General features: G+C 42.9%; 16 protein-coding genes. 4 read left to right on the top strand and 12 right to left on the bottom strand.

The genetic code is table 11. The features are described 5' to 3' along the window. Both FFF34_015415 and FFF34_015410 read right to left on the bottom strand, forming a co-directional pair. Positions 1-1,605 (bottom strand): hypothetical protein, encoded by a 1,605-nt coding sequence (locus tag FFF34_015415; protein TSD63953.1) that lies wholly within the window; start codon positions 1,603-1,605, stop codon positions 1-3. 4 nt (positions 1,606-1,609) lie between these two features. Beyond that, positions 1,610-2,320, bottom strand: coding sequence for an SAM-dependent methyltransferase (locus tag FFF34_015410; protein TSD63952.1), 711 nt, complete (start codon positions 2,318-2,320; stop codon positions 1,610-1,612). 55 nt (positions 2,321-2,375) lie between these two features. On the opposite strand from FFF34_015410, the gene FFF34_015405 reads away from it, so the two are divergent. Then, a complete protein-coding gene (locus FFF34_015405) occupies positions 2,376-3,092 on the top strand; it encodes a hypothetical protein (GenBank protein TSD63951.1) in 717 nt (238 codons plus the stop codon). On the opposite strand, the gene FFF34_015400 is transcribed toward FFF34_015405, so the two are convergent. The 8 genes from FFF34_015400 to FFF34_015365 all read right to left on the bottom strand — a co-directional run bounded on the left by FFF34_015400 (position 3,093) and on the right by FFF34_015365 (position 10,660). Beyond that, the gene (locus tag FFF34_015400; protein TSD63950.1) at positions 3,093-4,349 is read right to left on the bottom strand and encodes an aminotransferase class I/II-fold pyridoxal phosphate-dependent enzyme; all 1,257 of its coding nucleotides are present in this window, start codon (positions 4,347-4,349) and stop codon (positions 3,093-3,095) included. It abuts the gene before it with no gap. Between the two features lie 128 nt (positions 4,350-4,477). After that, on the bottom strand, positions 4,478-5,212 hold the full coding sequence (locus FFF34_015395) for an acyl-CoA desaturase (protein ID TSD63949.1): 735 nt from the start codon (positions 5,210-5,212) through the stop codon (positions 4,478-4,480). Positions 5,213-5,362: 150 nt separating this feature from the next. Continuing rightward, positions 5,363-5,821 (bottom strand): PA2169 family four-helix-bundle protein, encoded by a 459-nt coding sequence (locus tag FFF34_015390; protein TSD63948.1) that lies wholly within the window; start codon positions 5,819-5,821, stop codon positions 5,363-5,365. A gap of 63 nt (positions 5,822-5,884) precedes the next feature. Continuing rightward, positions 5,885-6,892 carry an LLM class flavin-dependent oxidoreductase gene (locus FFF34_015385; GenBank protein TSD64176.1) on the bottom strand — a complete coding sequence of 336 codons (1,008 nt, stop codon included), beginning with the start codon at positions 6,890-6,892 and terminating at the stop codon, positions 5,885-5,887. A 101-nt stretch (positions 6,893-6,993) separates the two neighbouring features. Beyond that, positions 6,994-7,656, bottom strand: coding sequence for a hypothetical protein (locus tag FFF34_015380; protein ID TSD63947.1), 663 nt, complete (start codon positions 7,654-7,656; stop codon positions 6,994-6,996). Between the two features lie 203 nt (positions 7,657-7,859). Beyond that, positions 7,860-8,408: a ferritin-like domain-containing protein gene (locus FFF34_015375; protein ID TSD63946.1), complete on the bottom strand. Its 549-nt coding sequence runs from the start codon at positions 8,406-8,408 to the stop codon at positions 7,860-7,862. 91 nt (positions 8,409-8,499) lie between these two features. Then, a complete protein-coding gene (locus FFF34_015370; GenBank protein TSD63945.1) occupies positions 8,500-9,270 on the bottom strand; it encodes a Ku protein in 771 nt (256 codons plus the stop codon). Between the two features lie 64 nt (positions 9,271-9,334). Continuing rightward, positions 9,335-10,660, bottom strand: a complete 1,326-nt coding sequence (locus tag FFF34_015365) for an APC family permease (GenBank protein TSD63944.1) — start codon at positions 10,658-10,660, stop codon at positions 9,335-9,337. A gap of 196 nt (positions 10,661-10,856) precedes the next feature. Here FFF34_015365 and FFF34_015360 point away from each other — a divergent pair, with 196 nt between their 5' ends. The 3 genes from FFF34_015360 (at position 10,857) to FFF34_015350 (ending at position 15,673) form a co-directional block, all read left to right on the top strand. Beyond that, positions 10,857-12,665, top strand: a complete 1,809-nt coding sequence (locus FFF34_015360; GenBank protein ID TSD63943.1) for a hypothetical protein — start codon at positions 10,857-10,859, stop codon at positions 12,663-12,665. A 58-nt stretch (positions 12,666-12,723) separates the two neighbouring features. After that, positions 12,724-14,256, top strand: coding sequence for an OmpA family protein (locus FFF34_015355; GenBank protein TSD63942.1), 1,533 nt, complete (start codon positions 12,724-12,726; stop codon positions 14,254-14,256). A 124-nt stretch (positions 14,257-14,380) separates the two neighbouring features. After that, a complete protein-coding gene (locus tag FFF34_015350) occupies positions 14,381-15,673 on the top strand; it encodes an HAD-IB family phosphatase (protein TSD63941.1) in 1,293 nt (430 codons plus the stop codon). Here the strand turns inward: FFF34_015350 and FFF34_015345 are convergent. Together FFF34_015345 and FFF34_015340 are read right to left on the bottom strand one after the other, a co-directional pair. Next, entirely contained in the window at positions 15,670-16,143 is a 474-nt protein-coding gene (locus FFF34_015345) for a universal stress protein (GenBank protein TSD63940.1), read from the bottom strand. The two genes, FFF34_015350 and FFF34_015345, sit on opposite strands and share 4 nt — an antisense overlap. Positions 16,144-16,200: 57 nt before the next feature. Continuing rightward, positions 16,201-17,526, bottom strand: a complete 1,326-nt coding sequence (locus FFF34_015340) for a voltage-gated chloride channel protein (GenBank protein TSD63939.1) — start codon at positions 17,524-17,526, stop codon at positions 16,201-16,203. Positions 17,527-17,577 lie beyond the last annotated feature (51 nt).

Raw genomic sequence — 17,577 nt, 5'->3', positions numbered from 1 at the left:
TTAGCCCTGCTTTATAATGCCTGCTACATTTTGCATGTAGTTATCTAATAAGGCAATATCTACAATGTCGTTTATATAGCCTATGTGCATATCGGGGCGAACGATGAGCGCTTTGCGCATGCCGGGTTTTACCTCAAACGCGTCAAAAACGTTTTGGTTGTTAGCCGATGGTGGTAAATGAAAAAAGTTAAGGTTTGCCGGGTAGTTCTGTGTGATCCATTTAGCGATGGTAAACAGGTAAGCTTCTTTAATTTCGCCAAGGGTAATAAGGGTAAAGCCCGGTTTAGCGCACCAGGCATGTATATCGGTCTTCTGCTGCTTTTTCTCGTCAAATATTTCCAGGTAAGGCAGGCGGTCGCCAGCTTTAACAAGGTTGGCCTGGCTTAAATGCAAATTGATCTTGCTATCGCGGTAGCTGATACCTATCTGCGATATTTGCCTGAACATTTTTGACCTGAACGCTTTACCCTTCCATAAAAAGTTAATTGCAGGCGGCAGCACAAACTTCTTTAAAAAATTACTGGCCCAGCTTTGCGATGTTACTATGTTAAACACGCGGTCGGTACTGCTTAACAACGCTTTGGCTACCGGCATACGCTCGTTGGCATAGCTGGTTAAAATGCTTTCTTTTAACTGCCCGTTTATTACCCCGGCAAGTTTCCAGGCCAGGTTGTAAGCGTCTTGAAGGCCGGTGTTCATACCCTGCCCTCCAACCGGCGAATGTATGTGCGCGGCATCACCAATTAAAAAGCAGCGGTGCAGGCTAAATTTTTCGGCCATGCGATGGTGTAGTTTGTAGGTGGTAAACCAGTTAACCTGCAGCACTTCTATATCGGTACCCGTTATTTTGTTAAGGCAAGGTAACACATCACCCAATTCCGGTTTAGCCTTATCATTCAGTTGGGCGGGCAGGTTACCTACTATCCTGAAGGTGTTTTTTTGCGGCATTAAAAAAAATCCGGCAAAACCATTATCAGATAAAAACAGGTGCACAAAATCATCTTTAAAACTGTTACCTATGGTAATATCGGCCAGGTAAAATTTATGCTGATAAGTATCGCCGTTAAAGGCTATGCCCAATTGTTTACGCACAACGCTATGGGCACCATCGGCTCCCACTATCCAGTTACAATCAATGGTAAAATGCTCGGAATCGTTACCTAATTGTACCTGCATACCACCTTCTACATCCTTAAAACTTTCTAAAGAAGTGTTCCAGTAAACGGGGCAGCAGTTAACCGTTAAATAATCAAGCAAGAGGCGCTCGTTCTTACTCTGTGGAAACATGAGCACATATGGGAAATGCGTTTGGCCTTCTCCGGCAATGTTTAAGGGTATGGCGGCTATTTGCTTACCCGGCCGGTTAATGGCAGCACCTTCCGCTGGTTTGCCCTCGGCCAATACCTGGTCTATAACGCCCATTTGCCGGTATATCTCTAAAGAGCGCGCCTGCACTGCCAATGCCTTTGATTGATTGGTGGGGCCGGCCTTGCTATCAATAATAACAGGTTGTATGCCATAACGCAGCAACTGGGCGGCCATCATTAAACCCGATGGACCTGCGCCTACTATTAAAACACTGGTATGTTTAGGCAGTGCTATCATCTAATCAGGCATGAAAAAGTAAGAAAATAGCGGGCCGCTTACGCAGATCGGGCACTTGCTTTTGCCATTCGGCAATGGGCATGGTTTTAATAAACTCGGTGGTATCGGTAATATCGCAGGCAATGCATAGGCGGGTTTGTGGTTTGCATGTTTTTAAAATATCCTGTAGCATACTGTCGTTTCTAAAGGGGGTTTCTATAAACAACTGGGTTTGTTTGTTTTTTTCGGCAAGGCCCTCCAGTTCTTTAATGCGTTTGGCGCGTTCTATTTTGTCGATAGGCAAATAACCATGAAACGTAAAGCTTTGCCCGTTAAAACCCGAAGCCATCAGCGCCAGCAATATAGAGCTGGGGCCTACTAAGGGTACCACCTTTATGCCCCTGCGGTGCGCTTCGGCAACTATATCGGCGCCGGGGTCGGCAATGCCGGGGCAACCGGCTTCGCTCATCAGGCCAACATCGTTGCCAGCGGTTAAACCTTTAAAAAATTCCTTTAGGCCGGCGTCGCGGTTATGCTTACCATAATCGTGTATAAGCAATTCGCTTTGCGGGGTTTTAAGCCCTGCCAACTTTAAAAACCGCCGTGCCGTTTTTTCGTTTTCTACTATGTACTCTTTAATACTATTTATGGTATTTACTAGGTAAGGAGTAAATGATTTTGCCGCTGCCTCATCGGCAAGTGGTACGGGTATTAAAAAAAGTGTTCCTGAAGCCATATTGCAAATTGACTATTTTTATTTAACTTAAGCTATTCAAAAAAAGGTTTTTTATATGAGATCGTTAGGCATCAATTGGTTTATTGAAGGCTCGATAGATTTTGAGCATAAAAAGTACATCCTGCTTGATTATTTGCAGGAGATTAACCGCCACTTTGATAAAAGCCGGTTATACCCCAACCTTACCGACCTTATTTTTCACTACAACAACCTGCTTAATTTTAAAACCAACAAATCGGCGTTGCAGCAGGCTTTTCCGCAGCGATTAACCAAAGCCGATATTGAGGCTGTAAAGCTTACTTATGAAAAAATTGTTCAGGACGATTTTTCAATGAAAGAGATTGAGGGCATTATATCGTACGCCATCAGCAAGATGGACCCTGCCATACAAACCGGAAAAGAGATATACGATTTTGTAGAAAGCCGCCTAAACATTGACCCTATAGGCGTAGTACCGCTAATGCCCTACCACGGCTACTTTTCGCTGCGTAACGGGCATCATCGCACCAATTGGGTATACGAATACCAGGTGACTATTTTTGAGAGCAGAGACGACAAATTCAGGGGTATTAACGTGCAGTTTGTTGATACGTACGAGCAAAGCATCACCACTACACCCGAATACATTAAGCTTGACCTGATACGCCGCCACAAGCACTTGCCTAACCCAGCCCTGTACTATGTACAAAGCGACATTAGTTTCCCGCTGGAGCAAACGCTTTTACCTGTCGCTAAAAGGAGCCTGGTGAAGTATTTATCGACTGCGGCTTAATTATTTTAGCTTAGCTAATGCCTCGCGGATCCGCGGTATCATTTGCTGGATATCTGCCAATGTGCTTGCACCTACCGATGCACGGAACCAGTTTACATCTTCGCCTGTACCAAAGGCCGAGAATGGTACAAATGCCACCCCTGCCGCTTTTATCAGGTAAAAATTAATATCGGTAGCACTGTTCAGCACCTGGCCATCGGGTGTGGTTTTACCGGCATAATCAACCTTAACGGTTAAATAAATAGCACCCATTGGCTCAATAGAATCCACACTAAAGCCTTCAGTCTTTAATGATTGGAAGCCTTCGTGCAGTGTAGACAAACTGGCTTGTATATCCTGTTTAAGCTTGGCTAAAAAGGCGCTAACATACCCGTCATTTTTTAAATATTCGGCCATTGCCACCTGCTCAGCTTTTGGCGACCATGCCCCCATGTGGCCAACTATGGCTTTCATGTTATTAATGATAAAGGCCGGGCCAAAGCCCCAACCTACACGCACACCTGTTGCCGCAAAACATTTCGATCCGCCATCTATAAAAATAGTGTGATCCTTCAGCTCAGGGCGCAGGGTTACCGGGTCGTAATGTTTGTACTCGCCAAAGGTTAGTTGCGAGTATATTTGGTCGTATAGTAAGTATAGTGGTTTTTCGCCGGGGCCGCGGGTTTTGTTTTCGGCAATAACCAGGTCGCAAATTTCTTCCAGGTCCTTTTTCTCAAACATGGTACCTGTCGGGTTAAGCGGCGAGCATAAAGCCAGCAAGGTAGCGCCTTTTAGGTGCGGGCGTATCTCATCAGCCGTAGGCATAAAGTTGTTTTCGGCACGGGTCTCTACTAAAATAGCTTCGGCCCCTGTAAGGTCGCAATAATGGTTGTTATTCCATGATGGTGTCGGGAAAACCACTTTATCGCCCGGGTCAACCAGGGCTAAATAGGTAGAATATATTAAAGGCCTTGAACCGCCCGATATTAATATTTGATTAGGCGCATAATTTAAGCCCAATGTGCTACTTAAAAAAGCCGATACACTTTCGCGCAGGCTAAGCATACCATCAGCCGGTGGGTAATTGGTTTGGTTTTTATTGTAAGCATCAATTATGCCATCGCGCAGTTCCGCAGGGATAGGATATATATCGGCGTCAAAATCGCCTATGGTTAGGTTGGCAATATTTTGACCCTGTTTTTTTAATTCATTTATCTCGCCAGCGATTTTTATGATCTCAGACCCGTGCAAATTTTCTGCTAATACCGATACTTTCATTTGTAGATTATTTACTGAGGGCAAATATAGGGATTAAGCGGAGAGCAAAAAGACTAAAGCTAAAAGCTATGAAAACAAAAAAGCGAAAAGAATAAATCTTTTCGCTTTCTGCTTCAAAGCTTTTTGCTTTATAGGTATGCTTTCCGCAGCCTGATGATACGGGCCCAGTGCATCACTTTCATGATCGGGTAAACCGGATCGATCTCGAACCATTTAGCACCAAAATTGGCGCTGTTGGGGCGTTTGTGGTGATTGTTCTGAAACAACTCGCCAAGCATTAAAAAATCAAAAGGCGTTGTATTTTTTGATTTATCGTTATTATCAAAGTTTGAGTAGCCGTATTTGTGGCCGCACCAGTTTACAATAGCGCCGTGTAATGGCCCCATTACAAAATGGATAGGGATTAACAGGTACATCCACCATTGCGTTGCAAATACCAGGTAAAAGGCCACATATAACAAACCGAAGATGATACGCGACACAATAGACGAACCAACGTAATCTAAAAATTTCCACTCAGGGTAATTCCCTTTAAATTGCTCTTCGGGCTCTTTTAGGCGTTTCTCGTGTTTACGATAGCTGATAGCCGTGTAATACATCATCTGGAAAACATCCTTGAAAAAATGCGGCGAATGCGGATCTTTCTCCGTATCGCTGTAAGCATGGTGCTCGCGGTGCATAATTGCATAAGCACGCGGGTTTAAAAACGATGATCCCTGAAAAATATAGGTCATTACATAAAAGGTACGCTCAAAAAATTTATTGGTGGTAAACATTTTATGAGAAGCGTATCTGTGCAGGAAAAACGTTTGAAAAAACAAAGAGCAAAACCAGTGCGTCAGAAAGAAAATTAATATAATCACAAAAAATAGATTTATTCGGTAATGTTATTTATAATGATTACAAATATACAAATAAAACCAGCATCGATTAAAATAAAGTACCCGTAATTGTTGTAGGCGCAAAAAAGCCGCCCGCTGGTTAGCGGACGGCTTTTAAAGTTAAACTATTTTTTATAGTTGGCTATCTCTTAGCGCTTTTATACTATCGTGCCCCTCGTTGATAACTTGTTGCTGGCGTTGCAGCACCTGTATGTGATCTAAAGTAAGGCCATTTTCTTCTGATAAAGCGTCGCGGTATGCTTTTTTAATAGCATCCTCGCCGCGCTCGCATTCGTCTAATATACTTTTACGATCGTGGCCCGAGAAAGTAGCTCTTACATCAAGCCAGGTACGGTGTAACGTACCGCTTACCGAATTACCTGTTTCCAGTTCGCCGCCTACAGCGCCTACACATGCACTAAGCTCCTGCACATTGTTACGGCTATCGTTAGCAAACTTTGAAAATATCGCTTTCAGATCAGCATCAGCATCGCCGAGTTCTTTAGCAGCTCTCTCAAATCCGTCAATTCGGTCGTTATTAATTTCTATTAGATCGTTTAAAACTTCAACTGATTTTTCTGTAGTTTCCATGGTAGTTTTTTATATTGTTTGGTAACAACAGTGCAACCACCATGCCATAAATTTAATTTTTAATTAAATAAATTTTTCTGCCAGCAATTTATAGGAAGTTAAACGATCATCAAAGTCTTCGCTTATGATAACGGCAACAATTTCGTCGGTATCATAATCATGGGCCAATTGGGTAAGGGTGTCCTTTATTTTATCGGGTGTACCTGTTACCACACGCTGGCGGTTGTAGCGTATACGCTCCTGCTCGGCTAATGTATATGTAGCGCCTTTTACATCATCATAAGCCAAAGGAGATAGCCCTCCGCCTTTTTCAAATTGAATAAAGCGATGATCCATTACAGCCTGGTGGTGTGCTATCTTCTCTTCATCCTCGCTGCAAAAAACAAACAGGGCAACGTTAACCTGCGGCTGTGGCAGATCTAACGAGGGTTGAAAGCGTTCGCGGTACATTTTTACATTTTGCGGCCCGCCTATCGGGTTTATAAAATGCGCGTATGAAAAGCCCATACCAAAATGCGCGGCAAACAAGCCGCTTTGGCCGCTGCTACTAAGCAGCCACATGGCGGGTACGGTTTGCACCTGAGGTATAGCGCGTATCTTTTCCATAATGGTGCCCGGTTCGGCTGTATCACGAAAGTAATGTTGCAGTTCTACCAGCTGCTCAATAAAATCCTGTTCCTTAAACCCATTAGAGGGGTTCAATATTGATGCCGTCAGCCTGTCGGTACCTGGCGCGCGACCCATCCCCAAATCTATACGCCCTGGGAACAAAGCCTCCAGCATCCTAAAGTTCTCCGCCACTTTAAGTGTACTGTGGTTGGGCATCATTACCCCGCCGCTGCCTATGCGCATATTTTTGGTTTGCCCGGCTAAATGGGCTATCAGTACTTCGGGCGTGGAGCCTGCAAGGCTGCCGGTATTGTGGTGCTCCGATACCCAAAAGCGTGTGTAACCCAAGGTATCGGTATATTTTGCAAGTTCTATGGTTTCGTATACGGCCTGCTCGGCAGTATTACCTTTGCGTATCGGCGATTGATCCAACACGCTTAGGCGGATATTTTTAGTGTCCATCATATTTTATGAACACAAAAATACATAGCAGGTTGGCGCAGATGCGCAGGCATGCTGTTTTATGGCATAAGGATTACCATAGCCAGCAGGCAAATAAAAAATTATTGGATTGTATAGTCGGTAAGCATTGACGTTTTTGTAATGCCACCTAAAGTAACGTTGCTTTGTATAATGCCTACGCCTTTGGCAAAGTAATAATCATAGCTGCCATACTCTTTGTACTCACCCGTATGCGAATAATCGTATTGTACCGAAAGCCTGGTATGTATTACATAAATATAGGTTTTGCCCAAAACTATTTTGGTAACATTCCTTTCAACTACCTGGCCACTAATGCGCCCGGGCACACCATTCACCAAGCCGGTTGGGGTTAATTTAGCGTTCCAGGTATTTCCTGTAAATAGTTGGTCGTTTAAACAAAAATATTCTAAACTAACGCCGCCTGCATTTTCTGATACTGAGTAAAGGTGCTGTGCATTATAATAATATTGGGTTTTATCAGGTGCACCGGTAGTTTTGTTAAGCATTAGCTTATAAGTGCGGTTATTAATAGTTGTAGAGTCGCCTGTTAACGTAAGAGAGGTTTTAACCATTTGCTCGCCACTGCCCGATGTGTAATTCCATGTTGAACCCTTAGAAAGCGGCATGTAACTATTATCATATGTATGATCGGCAGGCTTATATCCGTTAAGATCAGGCGTATCTTTTTTGCAGCCGTTTATAAACACAAGCAATACAACTACAAGGGGTAAAAATCTTCTCAACGTTTTAAATTATTAAAAGGTTGATAAAGATAATGTTATAAAGGCCCCTTTTATTAAAAAGGAGCCTTTATGTGGAAAACTTTTTGTAACTTTTTATTATAAGTTACGTAGTGCGATACCCCGGATAATAATATTATCTATTATTTAATATCAATATTATTATTCCTATCTAATAAGCTTGTGTACTAAAGATGAGCGGATTATTATTCCTTTTCGCTCTTACCACCTTCGTTTATGCCACCCTCTGCTATTTGGGTAAGCAGTCCATCGGTAGTTTTCTCTTCATTTAAAGTTGCCTCCAACAAATCCGCAGCTTCGGTGTAACCCAAAGTAAGGGCTAACACCCTTAAGGTACCATAAGAAGCGATTTCGTAATGCTCTATTTTTTGAGCCGCCGATATAATACCGGCATCGCGGGTTAGCGTACCTTTTTCTGTTTCAGATATTATTTCCTCGCCTTCTTTGATCAATCCGGCCATAGCTTCGCATTTTACCGCAACTGCTTTTTCGTCGATAGATGCAAAAGCACTTTCTAAGCGAGTTACATGGTTTTCTGTTTCGGCCTGGTGGTTTTCTATCGCTGTGCGCAATTCGTCAGACGTTGCAGCTTTAGCCATTTTTGGCAGGGCTTTAGCAAGGTGCTTCTCGGCCCAATAAATATCTTTTAATTCATCAATAAATAATTCGTTCAACGCCGATTCTTGCACAACTTCGGTTGTCTCGGGTTTACTTTTTGTTTTTGTAGTTGCCATAATGGTAGATATTAGTTTTTTGTATACCATGACAACACAGCTTATTTACATAAGTTTTATTTATATGATAATTATTTAATTACAATTTACATTAAGCCCCTTTTTTAGCACTCAGGCTCTTCATCAACTGATCGTACAGATCGGTACCTGTGGCTTTATGCGGCTTCAACTTTTTAACAGTTGCCCGTTTACCTTTTGCTTTAGCCTTGATGATCTTTAGCAGCTCCTCGTTGTATTCGTCCTTAAATTTAGATACATCAAAATCTTCGGCATATTGGTTGATAAGGGCAAGCCCCACATCTAATTCTTTTTTGCTGATATTAACATCTTCGGCAATATTTAACTCTTCTGCACTGCGTATCTCCTGTCCAAAGCGTATGCGCGTTATTACCAATACATTATCAACCGGGTGTACTATACACAGACTTTCGGTACTGCGCAGTACAAAACGGGCCAGGCCTGCTTTATTTGATTTTTTTAATGCCTGTAGTAATAAGGCATAAGCTTTATTGTTTTTGGTATCGGGCTCGGTATAGTATGATGTTTCATAAAACATGGGGTTTACATCGGCTATATCTACAAAGCTTTCTATTTCTATCACCTTGCTTTTCTCGGGTGCGGCATCTTCAAAGTCATGGTCGTCCATTATTACATAATCGTCGTTTAGCTTATACCCCTTTACAATTTTATCATAAGGCACCTCTTTATGTGTGTTTTCGTTAACGCGCTGGTAGCGTATACGCTGGTGGTCGCGGCTATCCAGCATGTCAAAATCAAGCGAGGTAGTTTGCACCGCAGAATATAGTTTAACAGGTATGCTTACTAACCCAAAGCCAAGCGACCCCTTCCAAATAGATCTCATAATATAACAGATTTTTATACCTGTTATAACTATTTATATAACGAACGGTTTTAAAATGAGAGGATTAACTTTCTTTAAAATGCGGCTTACGCCAAATGATCATCCGCCACATTAGCTCGGCAGTTAACAATGTGCCAATGGCAAACAGGGCGGCTTGTATTGATCTTGTTTCGGCTGAGAAAGCACCGGCCAGGGCTATAAAATACATGCTATAAGGTAACAATATCAGCATACACAAGCCAAATACATTGAGGGGAATTTTAAATGGCCTTATAGCATGAGGTTGTTTTATGCGCAAAACAATAAGCGATATATACTCTAAGGATAAACCCGCACCATAAACCGTCACATCAATGATCAGCAGTTCGGCAAAGGGCCATAATATCATAAAACTTACTACCGCTGAGCATAAAATAATAGATATATAAGGTGTTTGATACCTTGAGTGCAGCATATTGATACGCTTGGGTAATAAGCCATCATCGGCCATGGCCTTTGGTACCCGCGATACCGAAAGCAATACCGCTGCGTATATACCCAACGAGCTGGCCATTCCGCCTGCTGCCAATATGGCCCCTAACCAACGCCCGCTTACCAGTTCGCCCAGCGCCGGAAAGCCCCCCTCATTAAACAGTTGGTGTGATATACCCGATTGTTGAGCAACAAAAATTGCCAGGAAATAAACCACCATCACCAATGCAAAAGCAATAAAGGTTGACCGCAGGTACGATTTAATTGGTTTCTCTACCTCCTCGGCATAAGTAGTTATATTATCCCAACCCAGGCAGTTCCACATAATAGTGTATAAAGCCATGCCTAACGAAGGGAACGATACCCCACGCAATGTTTGTGCAGGTATGGCCATATGCCCGGCATGTTTGTAAATAGCCAATACAAATAATATAATTAAGGGCGATAAAACCGCTGCGCCTAAAAACAACGATACCTTACCCACCGGTACAATGCCCAATATATTTAACCCGGCAGATAGCCATACAATTATAATACAAACCGCTATTCGGTATTCCTCTATCCCCGGGAAGAAGAAAGAGGCGTAGGTTACAAATAGCACAGGATAAATGGCCAGGTCTACAAAGGTGTATATCCAGGTCCACCAGCCTTCGTAAAAGCCCCAGCGTGTACCCAATGCATGCTTCACCCATTTGTAATAGCCGCCGGTAATGGGCATCATGCTGTTTAATTCTATTACCACAAAAATGGCAGGCACATCCCACAAAAATGGCACTACAAGCAATATTAAATAAGCAGCATGCTCGCCGGCATAGGTTAAAAGCGGCTCGAGACCGTATGGGCCACCGGACACCGTGAAGAAAATAAGCGCTACAAGCTGAAAGGGTTTTATCTTTCGGGTGATAGCTGGTTGTGGCATGCCATAAAAATATTGTTTCTATTTCAATTTTACTGTATGCTTATTGCTTTTGAAATGTTGATGCGGGGTAAAAGCTGATGAAAGTTTTGATAATGAACATACTGCTGCGAAAAACCGCAGTGTAATATACCCTTTCCACGGTATTGCCTGCCTTTGGCGCCAGGGGTAAATTTGAGAAAAACAATAATCCCTGATCATGAAAATTAAACTATTACTCCCAAGCATCTGCTTTATGATGCTTGTCTCAACATTTGCACATGCACAATTACCCATACTTGAAAAAAGCTACGACATATCACGCAAAGCAAAAAACGGCTACCTGGGTGGTGTGGTGGTTGACCCGGTTAAGGAAACCTTTGATATGGTGTTTGTTTTACGATCGACCACAAAAAAGATGGTTAGGCGCGAGGTGTATACTTACGATAAAGAATTAAACCTGCTAAACACCGTAAAGGATGAGCAACCGCAGGAAGAAATGAAAAAGAAATACAAATGGTTCAACTTTAAAGGTGATAGTTACATATCGCACAGCTTAAGCGCATCAGCCAATTTATCGGGCAAACTGGTGTTTCGCAAAAAAGAGATCACCTGGAAATACTTATGGTTAACCGGCAGCTACAATAAATCAATAAAACAGCTGGAGAAAGTTAAACCAAAAAATGAAGCCAGTGGCGAGCAATATATTTTTAGAGGTGGCGCCTACGAGGTGAAGCCGGATAGTACCGTGTTGGTTATTGCAGGCCGCCAGGATAAAAAGAATGACCTGGCAGGCTCTATGATGCACTATGACATTTTAAGCTGCGACAATGAGGTTAACATTAAAACTGTTGGTAAGCTCGAGTTTCAATACCCCAACATCCCGGTTTTTTCGGCGGCCCTGGAAGACGATAATTCTGAACTTGACAATGATGATTACCCACGCGATTGGATAATGGTTTTTGCCCCGCAGCAAGGCTCGGGCATCAGTAAAGATATTGCTGACCCGAAACAAAACAACTTTACCTACATACGCCTGAACACGCAGGGCGAGGTAGTAGAAAAATTTAGTTTTGCATCACCATCAAACGGCTGGAGGGTTTTAGGCGCTTATGACCACGATGGCTCGGTATTCCTTTATGGTTCGGCAAATAATAAAAACGAGGATAAATACATTAATCAAATTTATAAAACCGTTATGGTGCCAACCACATCGGCAGACGATGATGAGAAGGACGAATCAAATGCAGGGGGGCTAAAGGCAGGTTTTGCCATGCTATCGGGCAGTGCGGATTTTGGTATAACCCAATCTAAAATAGACGGCATATTGGATGAGCTTAAATATACCAACTTCCAGATAGGTAAAATAAGCAACGGAAAATTCGATTTTCTGAGCAACCCTTCTATCGACGAGTTTGAAAAGAAACAAGCTAAGCCCGAGGGGCAAAAGAAGTTTGCAGAATTTGACGGAAAAAGCTTTGTTATCAATGGCATATCCTTCTCAAAATCGGGCGATGTATTTGTAAACGGGCAGGACTTTAAAAAGATAAAAAAAGGCCGCAGCTACAAAGGCGTATATATGTTCCAGTTTGACCAGGGCGGGCAGTTAAAACGTAATTATGGGGTGTTTTTAGATCAAAGCAAAACCAGTGGCTTTTTTAACTCATCTCCGCTTACATCAGACATGATCCCTTCCCGCAGTTTTATACAGGAGTCGGGCGATGGTAAAAGCCTTTATTGGATGATGCGTATGGCAAAATCTATACATAAAGAAAGCAATACCACCTTTGGTTTTAGCTCAAACTCTACTACTACTACTTGGTCGCCATTATATAATATGGAATATGGCAGTATCAATATCAGCGACGGGCAACTGTCTGACTTTAAATTTTTGGGCGAGGACGAAAAGAAAAAGTTTTACCTGTTCCCTAACGTAAGCGATACTCGCCTGGGCAATTACAGCCTGTTTTTTAGCGAGACCGAAAAGGGCGACAAGATCCTGATATCAAGGGTCGACCTTATCAAATAAATCAACCATATATTATTAAGCAGAGGGTTATCGCCCTCTGCTTTTTATTTAAACAACCATGATCAAAAAATTAACCGGCCTTTTTTTATTAACAATTGCTATGCTTAGCGTTTATGCGCAGGATGCTTACCTGCCTGTAAATTTGGGGCCTAAAATAAATACCCGCTATGCCGAATTAGCACCGGTTATATCGGCAGATGGCCGCGAGATATATTTTTTGCGCGAGATGTTTCGCAAGCAGGCTAATGACGAGGTACAAAGCCTATGGTATGCCAAACAGGATGACAAAGGCGAATGGACGCTTGCCCGTTACATGGCTGCGCCGTTCAATAACGGCTTAACACACTCTGCCGTTACTAATATATCGCCTGATAATAACACCATTATGATAAAAGGCTATTTTAAAAATGGCCAGCGCATAACCGGTACCGGTTACTCGTTTGTAAGCCGTAGCCTTACCGGCTGGAAAACACCCGTTGGTATAGATATAGATGGCTTTACAGATATGGTAAAAGGCAAATACATAGGCAGCTTTTTAACACCCGACGGCAAGGCGCTGCTTTTTTATTTTAGCGAAGTGAAAGATGCAGCAGACAATGACCTGTACATCTCTTTTAAAAAGGTAGATGGTAGCTTCTCCAGGCCGGTGCCTATTAAAGCGCTAAACACAGCCGATGATGAGATTTCGCCTTTTGTGGCATCAGATAATAAAACCCTTTATTTTAGCAGCAGCAGGCCGGGCGGCTTGGGCAGCAACGATATTTACAAAACTACCCGCTTAGATGATACCTGGCAAAAATGGACGGAGCCTGTAAACCTTGGCCCAAGTGTAAACTCTGAAAGCTTTGAATCGTATTTCTCTTTAGATGCACGGGGCGATTACGCTTACATGATAAGTGCTAAAGCTGGCGGCCAGGGATTAGGCGATATTGTGCGTATTAAACTAAACGACAATATTAAACCCCTGCCGGTAGTGTTTGTTAAGGGCCGTGTACTAAACAAAAAAACACTGGAGCCAATTGAAGCGGCCATTATTTATGAGGACCTGGCAAACGGTAATAACGAAGGTATAGCTATTAGCGACCCCGCCACCGGTGCATACCAAATAGTTTTACCTTATGGTAAAAACTATGGCTTTAACTCGAGCCAGGAAAACTTTATACCGATAGCCGACAACCTAGACCTTTTAAAAGCAGGGGAGTATAAAGAGATAACCCGCGATCTTTATATGGTACCAATAGAAAAAGGCCAGGTAGTGCGCATCAACAACATATTTTTTGAGTTTGGCAAAGCTGACCTTAAACCCGAGTCGTTCCCTGATCTTAACCGTTTAGTTGCCCTGCTGCAAGCCAAGCCTAAACTGGAAATTGAACTTGGAGGCCACACTGATAATGTTGGATCAGACGATGCCAACAACAAGCTATCAGCTGCGCGAGCTATGGCCGTAGTAAAATATCTGACAACTAAAGGCATTATACAGGGCAGATTAAAAGCTAGCGGCTATGGCAAAAGCAGGCCTGTTACTACTAACGATACCGAAGAAGGCCGCGCACAAAACAGGCGTGTTGAGTTTACGATACTGAACTATTAGAGATAATTGTTAAAATACAGTTAGGCTAAAGCCGTTACAGCAAGTGTAACGGCTTTACTTGTTTACCATCGCCACATCCGCAAAATTTTTGCACATTTGCAATTAGTATTTGCATACCCCCAAAATGGACCAGTTTTTTATAATAGATTTCGATAGCACCTTTACACAAGTAGAAGCTTTAGACGAGTTAGCACGCATATCATTAAAAAATCATCCCGATAGGGAAGCTATCTATAAAAAGATAGAGGACCTTACCAACGCATCAATGGAGGGCCGCCTTAGTTTTACCGAAAGCCTTGAAGCCCGTGTGAAACTGCTTTGCGCCAACCGCGATCATTTAAAACAGCTTATTTCGCATCTGAAAAAGAAGGTATCTACCTCCTTTTCGCGTAATACCATATTTTTTAAAAACCATCAGGATGAAGTGCTTATCGTGTCGGGCGGTTTTAAGGAGTTTATTACTCCGGTAGTTACCGAGTATCATATTAAAAAAGAGAACATTTACGCTAACACCTTTGTATTTGATGAAGAAGGTAATATAGTCGGTTACGACAAAACCAACCCGCTATCGCAGGAAGGCGGCAAGGTAAAACTGTTAAAAGAGTTAAACCTACCCGGCGAGATATTTGGAATTGGCGATGGCTATTCCGATTTTCAATTGAAAGAATCGGGTATGATCAAAAGGTTTTTTGCCTTTACAGAAAACATCGAACGTAAATCAGTTACTGAAAAGGCCGATCATATTACCCCAAGCTTCGACGAGTTTCTGTACATTAATAAATTGCCCAGGGCTATATCGTACCCTAAAAATCGCATCAAGTGTTTGGTAGTAGGTACTATTGACGATGAGGCACTTATCCAAATGCGTAAAGAAGGTTACAACCTGCGCCACCGCGATACCATTGAGGAAGAATACCTGCAAGAAGCCGGCGTATTATTTTGTGATGAAGCTAACCAACCTACATCCGAGCAATTGCAAAATGCCGGTCGTTTAAAGGTGATAGGCTTTTTTGGAAAGGTAAACAGCCGCAAACTGGCCGAGGCTGCCTGCGACAAGGGGATCATCATATTTGACGACCCTAAGCAAAACCCCCGTAACGCCGATTTTATACCGCGCCGGGTAATAGCCTTTATGAACGAAGGCCGCACTCACATGAGTTGCAACTTCCCCGATTTGCAGCCGCCGCGCAACAATAATGCCCACCGCCTTATACACATCCACAAAAATGTACCCGGTATACTGGCCAAAATAAACGAAGTATTTGCCCGCCACAACATTAACATAGTTGGCGAATTTTTGGTGACCAACCCACAGATAGGTTACGTAATTACCGATGTAAACACCGGTTACGATACCCAGGTACTCAACGAGCTAAAGGCTATCGAGCAAACAATAAAATTCAGGTTGTTGTATTAAGCACCCGCCGGCAGAGGCACTACTAACACAGGTACCTGGCTATGGCGCACCACATTTTCGGCAACGCTGCCCATAAACAGTCTGTCTAAACCGGTGCGGCTATGCGTACCTAAAACAATAAGGTCGGCGTTAAATTCTTTGCCGCAATCTACAATAGCATCGGCTGTAGATCCAAACTCATTAAAATGGGTAACCTTTAAACCATCGCCATACTTTTTTATGGTTCGGGTAATAATATTATCCGAGTTATAGCTTAATATATCCATTACCTCAGCATCAACCATACCGGTGTTCATCATGGGCATACCGGTTACCGAGTCTACAGTACTTTCGGGTGTTACAGATGGTTCGACAATATGCACCAGCCCCACATGCGCGTTAAAAGTACGGGCCAGTTCAAAACCGTATGCCGCTGCATATTCGGCGTTTTTGCTTTCGTCTATGCCTATTAGTATTTTGCTGATCTTCATGATTGTAATGGTTAGTTTAATTATAACAACTGGTTATTAATATGTTTTGAACATACACTAAAGTTTATACTTTGAAAACATACGTTGCAGGTATTTACTATTACCGGTTAATTTTAAAGCCGTTGTTTTTTGCGCCGGATATATGCCGCCATCTCCGCTAAAAATGTAAGCCGTAAAACAGGCAATAGCAAAAAGTATGGCGTAATGGCCACCAAACAACTCAACACCCATTAATGTACAGGCCAGCGGTGTGTTGGTAGCTCCGGCAAAAACGGCTATAAACCCCAGTGCGGCAAATAAGCCTGTAGGCGCGTTCATCAAATCGGCAAGGGTGTTACCCAATGTAGCGCCTATATAAAACAAGGGCGTTACCTCGCCCCCTTTAAAGCCGGTACCTAAAGTAATAGCAGTGTATATTAACTTCCATAACCAGCTTAAGGGATCTGCGCCGCCATGCTGAAAGGCCGATACAATGGTTACCGCGCCGGGGTATTCGGCATCTACGCCCAAACTTAAGTAATCGGGTTTAGCCAATACTTGTGTAATGATGATAATGATAAGTCCGCCGCAAATAGGTATCAGCCAGGTTATTTTTATCCACCTTAAAAAAAAGTTTTTGATGAGGTGTACCGCTTTGGCAAATACAAAACTTACCAATCCAAACACGGCAGATGCCATTACTATTTTTGCCAGCAGCAACATACTTAGCGATAAATGATGCCCGTAAAAGTTTTGCCCTGTATCAACTACATCAACATGATAAAGGGTATGGTGTACCCCCCATGCTATTACGGTAAGGTGGCCAATCCCCCCCGCTATTAAGCAAGGCAACAAGGCCTTGTAAGGTATTTTACCAATTGCTATTACCTCAAGCGCGAAGATGGCACCGGTTAAGGGCGTACCAAACACTGCGCCAAAACCTGCAGCTATGCCGGCTGTAAGTATCATTTTTTTATCGGCCTCGTCAAGTTTAAACCAGCCTGCAAACATATTGGCCAGGCTACCACCAATTTGCACAGCAGTGCCCTCGCGCCCCGCGGAGCCACCGAATAAGTGCGTAATAACAGTAGTAATTAAAATAAGCGGGGCCATACGTTTTGGCACACCCGCGCCGGGCTGGTGTATCTCGTCAATGATCAGGTTATTACCACGCTCGGACGATTGGCCGTAAGATTTATATAGTAAATGGATAATTATACCCGCCAAAGGCAGTAAGTACAACAGCCAGGTATGTGCAAACCTGAAATGGATGGCCCAGCTAAGCAGCCACAAAAATAAGGCTACCATACTGCCAATAGCCACAGCTACAGGGATAGTAATGATCGTCCAGCGGATAAGGTAATTAAGAAGCGCGAATTGTTTTGGAAAGATATTTTTAAACATAACCTACATGCAAATAAATAAACAACTTATTTGGGTAGGCGTCATCAGCTT

This window comes from Inquilinus sp. KBS0705, from assembly GCA_005938025.2.
Lineage (GTDB): Bacteria > Bacteroidota > Bacteroidia > Sphingobacteriales > Sphingobacteriaceae > Mucilaginibacter.
Note: the sequence above shows the minus strand (reverse complement) of the source record. Positions and strands in the feature narration are given on the sequence as shown.

Excerpts from the sequence above, each read along its gene's own strand:
- FFF34_015415 (TSD63953.1), bottom strand. The coding sequence starts at position 1,605 with ATGATAGCACTGCCTAAACATACCAGTGTTTTAATAGTAGGCGCAGGT.
- FFF34_015410 (TSD63952.1), bottom strand. The coding sequence starts at position 2,320 with ATGGCTTCAGGAACACTTTTTTTAATACCCGTACCACTTGCCGATGAG.
- FFF34_015405 (TSD63951.1), top strand. The coding sequence starts at position 2,376 with ATGAGATCGTTAGGCATCAATTGGTTTATTGAAGGCTCGATAGATTTT.
- FFF34_015400 (TSD63950.1), bottom strand. The coding sequence starts at position 4,349 with ATGAAAGTATCGGTATTAGCAGAAAATTTGCACGGGTCTGAGATCATA.
- FFF34_015390 (TSD63948.1), bottom strand. The coding sequence starts at position 5,821 with ATGGAAACTACAGAAAAATCAGTTGAAGTTTTAAACGATCTAATAGAA.
- FFF34_015385 (TSD64176.1), bottom strand. The coding sequence starts at position 6,892 with ATGGACACTAAAAATATCCGCCTAAGCGTGTTGGATCAATCGCCGATA.
- FFF34_015375 (TSD63946.1), bottom strand. The coding sequence starts at position 8,408 with ATGGCAACTACAAAAACAAAAAGTAAACCCGAGACAACCGAAGTTGTG.
- FFF34_015370 (TSD63945.1), bottom strand. The coding sequence starts at position 9,270 with ATGAGATCTATTTGGAAGGGGTCGCTTGGCTTTGGGTTAGTAAGCATA.
- FFF34_015365 (TSD63944.1), bottom strand. The coding sequence starts at position 10,660 with ATGCCACAACCAGCTATCACCCGAAAGATAAAACCCTTTCAGCTTGTA.
- FFF34_015360 (TSD63943.1), top strand. The coding sequence starts at position 10,857 with ATGAAAATTAAACTATTACTCCCAAGCATCTGCTTTATGATGCTTGTC.
- FFF34_015355 (TSD63942.1), top strand. The coding sequence starts at position 12,724 with ATGATCAAAAAATTAACCGGCCTTTTTTTATTAACAATTGCTATGCTT.
- FFF34_015350 (TSD63941.1), top strand. The coding sequence starts at position 14,381 with ATGGACCAGTTTTTTATAATAGATTTCGATAGCACCTTTACACAAGTA.
- FFF34_015345 (TSD63940.1), bottom strand. The coding sequence starts at position 16,143 with ATGAAGATCAGCAAAATACTAATAGGCATAGACGAAAGCAAAAACGCC.
- FFF34_015340 (TSD63939.1), bottom strand. The coding sequence starts at position 17,526 with ATGTTTAAAAATATCTTTCCAAAACAATTCGCGCTTCTTAATTACCTT.